The sequence below is a fragment of the Sphingorhabdus sp. EL138 genome (assembly GCF_945862485.1).
Taxonomy (GTDB): Bacteria; Pseudomonadota; Alphaproteobacteria; order Sphingomonadales; family Sphingomonadaceae; genus Sphingorhabdus_B.
In genome coordinates, this window is the sequence record NZ_CAMAYF010000016.1 from 38,869 (window position 1) to 44,908 (window position 6,040).

4 protein-coding genes are annotated in these 6,040 nt (G+C 55.9%); all 4 read right to left on the minus strand.

What is annotated here, in order from left to right:
- Positions 1–4: 4 nt before the first annotated feature.
- Entirely contained in the window at positions 5–676 is a 672-nt protein-coding gene (locus Q0O33_RS07750) for a glutathione S-transferase family protein (protein WP_295497937.1), read from the minus strand.
- A gap of 62 nt (positions 677–738) precedes the next feature.
- Positions 739–924: a hypothetical protein gene (locus tag Q0O33_RS07755; protein WP_295497939.1), complete on the minus strand. Its 186-nt coding sequence runs from the start codon at positions 922–924 to the stop codon at positions 739–741.
- Positions 924–5,084: a translocation/assembly module TamB domain-containing protein gene (locus Q0O33_RS07760; protein ID WP_295497941.1), complete on the minus strand. Its 4,161-nt coding sequence runs from the start codon at positions 5,082–5,084 to the stop codon at positions 924–926. Before Q0O33_RS07760 ends, Q0O33_RS07755 begins: the two co-directional genes overlap by 1 nt.
- On the minus strand, positions 5,084–6,040 hold a 957-nt coding region (locus tag Q0O33_RS07765; RefSeq protein ID WP_295497943.1), incomplete at its 5' end, for a BamA/TamA family outer membrane protein. The genes Q0O33_RS07760 and Q0O33_RS07765, both read right to left, overlap by 1 nt.

The window sequence follows — 6,040 nt, forward strand, 5'->3', positions numbered from 1 at the left end:
GGGCCTAGAAATCGACCTGTTCATAATGCTTGGGTGGCGCGATGACTTCCATCCGTTCGGAAAGTAAGGGCCTAAAACTCGGCCGTGATTTGAACATGGCATACCACGCCTTGGTCTGTTCATGCCCATTCCAATCGATGCCGCCAAGATAGTCCGCGACTGAAATCTGGGCCGCTGCAGCCAGATCGGCCATCGTCATGGTTGAACCCGCCAGCCACGCGCGGTGGTCGATGAGATAATCGATATAATCGAGATGGCCGTTCGCCAACTTCATCGCTTCGCGTAGTATTTTGGCTTCAGGCGGTTGACGATCAATCAGTCGCTTCTTCATGCGTTCATGCAAAAGCGGCTGCGTGACGTCGCCATAAAATTGCTCGTCGAACCAAGACACGAGGCGGCGAATCTCGGCGCGATATTGCGCGGTGCCGCTGATCATGGGGTTCGTTGGGACGGTTTCGTCCAAATATTCTGAAATCGCCACCGAATCGGACAAAGTAATATTACGTTCGGAATCGCGCATTACGGGCGTTCGTCCCGCAGGGTTCATTTGCACAAATTCGTCGCGCTGCTCCCACGGATTTTCACGCACCAAGCTGTATGGCACGCCTTTTTCGCCAAGCAGCAGACGTACTTTACGCGAAAAGGGGCAGAGTGGATATTGATGGAGTTGCCACATTTGTATCTGTTAGGACCGGTTACACAGAAAGTGAAGGGGGCGTCGTCCCAAAAGCAAGGGCATTAATCCAAATTGCCATTTTCAATAGGCTCGCGCTTAGCTTCCTTTGCCATTTCAGCATCGATTTTTGCTTCAGCCGCTTTCACCTTGCGCTCCGTCTCCGCATATTGTGCGTCAAAATCCTGCTGGCAGCCCGCCGCAAGCAAAGACGTTACGGTCAGACTGAGCAAACATAAAAAGCGCCGCATCAATAATCCTTTTTATACCGAATATTGACGTTGGATGTGCCGCTGGTGCCAATCTGGCTTAGCACAGACAGCGCGCGGGTCAGACTAATTTCCAATTGCGTTGCGGTATAGCCACGGGCGTCCGTTACGATTTCAACATAGACATCATTGGTTATATACTGGCCAAAGGCTACCGCCATTTCACGCCCATTATTCGCATCCGCATTCAGCAGGCGCAAACGGTCAAGACCCGTCGCCGATTGCAGCACACCCAGCGGATTTAGCCCGCCCGACCCGCCGCGCAAGCTGTTCAGTGACCCCGCAAGCTGGACCGCCTGAATGGCAGACAATTCGGCGATGGAGTTTCCGAACAATATCCGCGCCATGATTTCATCCTGCGGCATGGCAGGGATTGAACTAAAGCTAATCGCAGGATTTTGCCCCGTGCCCGCAATATTGACGCGCACTGTTGTTCCATCAACCTCACTTGCGGCCGTCACGCGGATCGATGGATTGCTGGCAGGCCCGCCGCTGAAGGAAATGCGTCCAGTTTCCAAAGCAAAGGATCGGCCTGCAAAGCCCAGCGTCCCGCGCACAAGTTGCATATCACCCGAAATCAACGGCGTGTCACTGGTCCCTGTGATCCGCAAATTCGCGCCCCATTCGGACTCCAGTCCCATGCCGCTCACATATAATTCATCCGGGGCCTCCAGTCGGATGTCGAGTTTCCAATTGCTGGGAAGACTTCTGATTGCATCGGCATCGCCGGACACACGTACCCGGCCCGTTGGTGCTTTACGGCGGACGCCGGTTAAGGTTGCCACCTTGGCCGCGCCTTGCCGGATAATCTTGAACCGCGTTTCTGGCAGACGCAATGTGCCGCTGACCAAAGCTTCACCGTAAGGCGTTTTGGTGACACTGACCTGGCCGGTCGCAGTTGTCGAAATCAGTTCGCTACGGGCAACGCGGGCACGGTCGAGGTCAAGATTAAGCTGCACTGGAAAGCCCTTGGCTGCACTTAAGTTGACGACGCCCTTGCCCATCACAGTGCCATTGCCCGCTTTTGCGCTCAGCTGGGTGACTTCCAACTGATCATTTGTAAATACGCCCCGCACACGCAGATCGGTCAATCGCGTGCCATAGCTATCATTTTCATACACAAGGTCATTCGCGCGGACGACGCCAGTCAATATCGGGGTCTGCGCCCTGCCCGAAAAATCTGCGGCAATGCCAATGTTACCGGTCAGGCTTTGGTCCGCAAGCCCGACCAAGGAGAACAATGTGTCGGCAGGTCCGTTATAGCGAATGCCACCGGATAGGGGCGCAGCGAGCAACCGTTCGGTCCAGCGAGCGTTTCCGGGAGGCAAGGGTGTCAAATCAATCTGAAGCCGCCCAACCGCCGCACCCCGCCGCCGGATCAGGGCACGAGCGTTACCGCCTGTGGGTGACAATCTCCCTACCATGCTGATGTCCACCGGCTGTGAGCGTGAACCCAAATTTGCGCGGACAAAGCGATTGATCTCCAGCCGCACATCCGCATTCGGGAAAGCAGACAACGACGCCTGGGACCAATCCACACTGCCGCTTGCCCGCCCGCCAAGTCCAAGACCAGGAAGGAAAGGATCCAGCACGGCAATATCGACCTTGTCTATGCGTGATTGCAGGACAAGGGCGTCGCCATAGCGGCCTGCAATGCGCAAGGTGCCATCCGCGACGTTGATATCGCTCGGCAAAATGTCATAGCTGCTCCTGCGTGGAACAATGCGCATAGCCCCATTGGTCGCGAAATTGACGCCATTAGCGCGGCCCTTCCCGGCTATCCGCCACAATTTGGGCGTAAAATCCGCATTGGCGGCAAAGCGAAAAGGAACGGAGCTGCGTCCCTCGGCTAAAATCTGTGCAGTGCCCGAACTTGCCCTATAATTCACCTTCACCCGTGCCGCGGCAATCGCAATGTCGTTCATGACAGCGTTTTCAACTTGCACATCAGCAATGACCTGCGGGCTATCAAACAAGATGATGTCGGCGTTCACAATTCCCCGCCCGATCGCAAGCTTTTGTGTACCAGAAAGTAAGGCATTGAGTGCAGTGGTATCGACAACGGCACGCTGATAAGCACCCTGAGCGGACAAAGCGATGGTTCCGTCAAAGCCCGAACCTGCGGCCGTTAATGTCCCTACAAATGGTCCCGATGCGACCTGCCGGATCCGGCCTGTTACGCCGATGCCTGCAAAATTGCCGCGCAAGATATCCATGGTCAGCGCGCCATCGCCCGCCAGCACATCGACATCGCCGCTGATCGGACCATAATCGGTCGAACCTGTCATCGCGATGGCATAGCCACGCGGACTGCGCGTTACGACGCCGACAACATTGGACATACCGATGCCTAAGCCGGGATTGGTTGCCGTAATGCGATATTCTGGACGGTCAAATGTCCCCGTCATGCCGACGAGCACAGGGCCATATTGGTTGGAATAGCCTTGACCATTGAACACGACACGGCCCCCTTGGGTCACATAAGTGCCGCTACCACTATTTAGCCGGAACAAGGGCGACGCCAAACTGGCGCGCGTGATCTGCAAAATGCCATTATTGCTATAACGGATGCCGGCGTTCACGAACATTTGGCCGCCAAGGAATTTTTGGAAACCCTGGCTGAACAGCCGGGTTGAACGCGCCTTTACGGTGCCGACCAAAGCATAGCCACGACCACGCTTTGTTTCGATATCAACATCGGCAACCACATTGAACAGGCCGACAGAGTTGACCTGAAATCCATCCAACTTTCCGTTTAACGCCGTGTTAAAAACGCCTTTATCAATGTCCCCGACCAGCAAAGCCTTTGCGTTGATCCGGTCCGAACGAATTTTCAAATTGTCGGAAAGCAACCGCCCATCAGCGATAACAATATCGCCATTCACGCGCAATTTGGTCAGCAAGCCGCCTGCGATTTGGTTGATGCCCGTGACCTGGCGCGCCGTGGCGTTAACCGGGATGATGAAGCGATCTGCCTTTCCTTGCATTTCACCAGTTACAGTCACATCTTCAAATGCTGTGCTATCAAATGCCAACCGACCAGTGCTGGCGGCATAAGCGACCGTAGGGCCAGCAAACGCACCATTGAGTAAAGCCTTGCCGCGTATATTTGCCGCGCTGACATTCGTCCCGATAATGCCAGGGCGAAGAATGCGGAAATCTAGCGCGAGATCATCAAAGCTGCCTTCGCCCAAATCGGCGACGCCAGCGGCATCAACCTCTGCTGCGGCAGAACGGATGCTCCCGCGAATTTTCGCGACACGGTTGGCGAAGGTTGCCGCCATATCCACCTTTGCAACGGGCGACAACGCGCGCATCAGTAAGCTATCGGCCACTATTCTGGCCGGCGCTGCGGTGCCCTTCATTGTGAATGTCCCTTTGCGCGCGGTAAGCGCAAGGTCCGCAATTTTCTCAGACGCCAATTGCGCCGTCAACGCGCCATCCCATTTGCGCCAGTCACCGCGACCGCTCAAATTCGCATTCATCGGGACCGAACGGCCCGCCAGTCCAGCGAATAGCCCCTTGGCTGGTGCGTCCAACTTCACATCGACATCAAAGCGATTTTTTTCGGGCACGGCATCGAGTTTCAAAATAATGCGGTCACCGCGCGTGCTGCCTGCGACCGCGTCAATTATTGCGCGCCTATCGGCAATCTGCACTTTGCCAGACAATGAGGCGACTTGTGTCTCACCCGTAATAGCCTTGGCAAAGACGATGCGATCTATCTGCAGCCGTTCGATGTGCATATCGATATCAGGAAGCAGCGGGTCGCCACGGTCGGGAACCGCCCGAAACGCTGGCAAACGCGCTATGTTCAACTCTTGCGCCGTCAGGGCATGGATTGCGATACCCCGGTAAAAATAGGATAATGGGTTCCAATCCAGCCGGATTTCGGGCGCGCGCGCAAATTCGCCCTTGGGATCATGAAAGCGGACGTCGGACAACGTCGCGTCATCGTAAATCGACCCGTTAATTTTCCCGATGCGGATGTTAAGGCCATTTTCATATTCAAAAGCCGCAATCTGCCGTGCGGCAAAAGTCCGTCCGGAGGGGCTGTCGAGCCAAATGAAGCCGCCAACCAATAAAAGTAGCAAAAGCACCGCAGCGGCAGAGCCGGCAATAGCGATCCGCCGCCACACCATTAAAACGCCTGCCCAATCGACACATAGACGCTGAAGCGGGAGTCACCGGGTCGGCGGTTCAAGGGTGTGGCGAGGTCAAGCCGGATGGGACCAAAATTGGTGTAGAAGCGGCCACCAATGCCAACGCCCACGCGCCAGTCATCAAATTTGGGGAGGCTCGATTCATACGCTTGGCCCGCGTCGACAAAGCCGACAACGCCGAAATTGCCAAAGCGATAGCGCCCCTCCAGTGCAAATTCATTCACGCTTCGGCCACCGATGGGATCATTTTTCGGGTCCAAGGGGCCGAGCCGTTGATAGCCAAAACCCCGGACAGAGCCACCACCACCGCCGTAGAATCGGCGTGATGGTGCGAGATTATCCCGCGATATGCCGGCTATGGTTCCAACGCGCGCGCGGGCCGCCACCACCACATTGTCCTGCACTGGATAATAATAAGATCCATCCAATAACGCGCGCGCATAAATCTGTCTTCCCGTGCCTAAAGATGCCTCAGGCGAGACCCGCAAATTGACGCGATAACCCCGCACGGGATCAAGCAGATCATTCGATCGGTCAAAACCGACCTGAACTGGCAAAGCGGCGACATAATAAACACGCCGGTCGCGCGCACCCCGCGCCAATTCAAACGCATCCTCAGACGTCCCCAGGATTTCCGCACCCATCGACCAGGTGAATTTCTTTTGCCAGATTGGGGTCGAGACCAACGCCATCGTCACTGCCAGCCGTCCGGTATATGCCTCAAACGCATCAAAATTGCTGTGCAGTGCCGACAAGGATATCTCGATATTGCGGTCACGCCGTCCGGCATTGGCGCGGTCAAAGGCGATGCTAGCTGCCTGCTCTTTCGTGCCAAGCAATGCTGCCACCCGTAATGCGCCTTCGGGGGGAAACAGGTTGCGGTGCGTCCAACTGCCCTCTGCGCGAAAGCCTTGCCCCGTCCCATAGCCCGCACT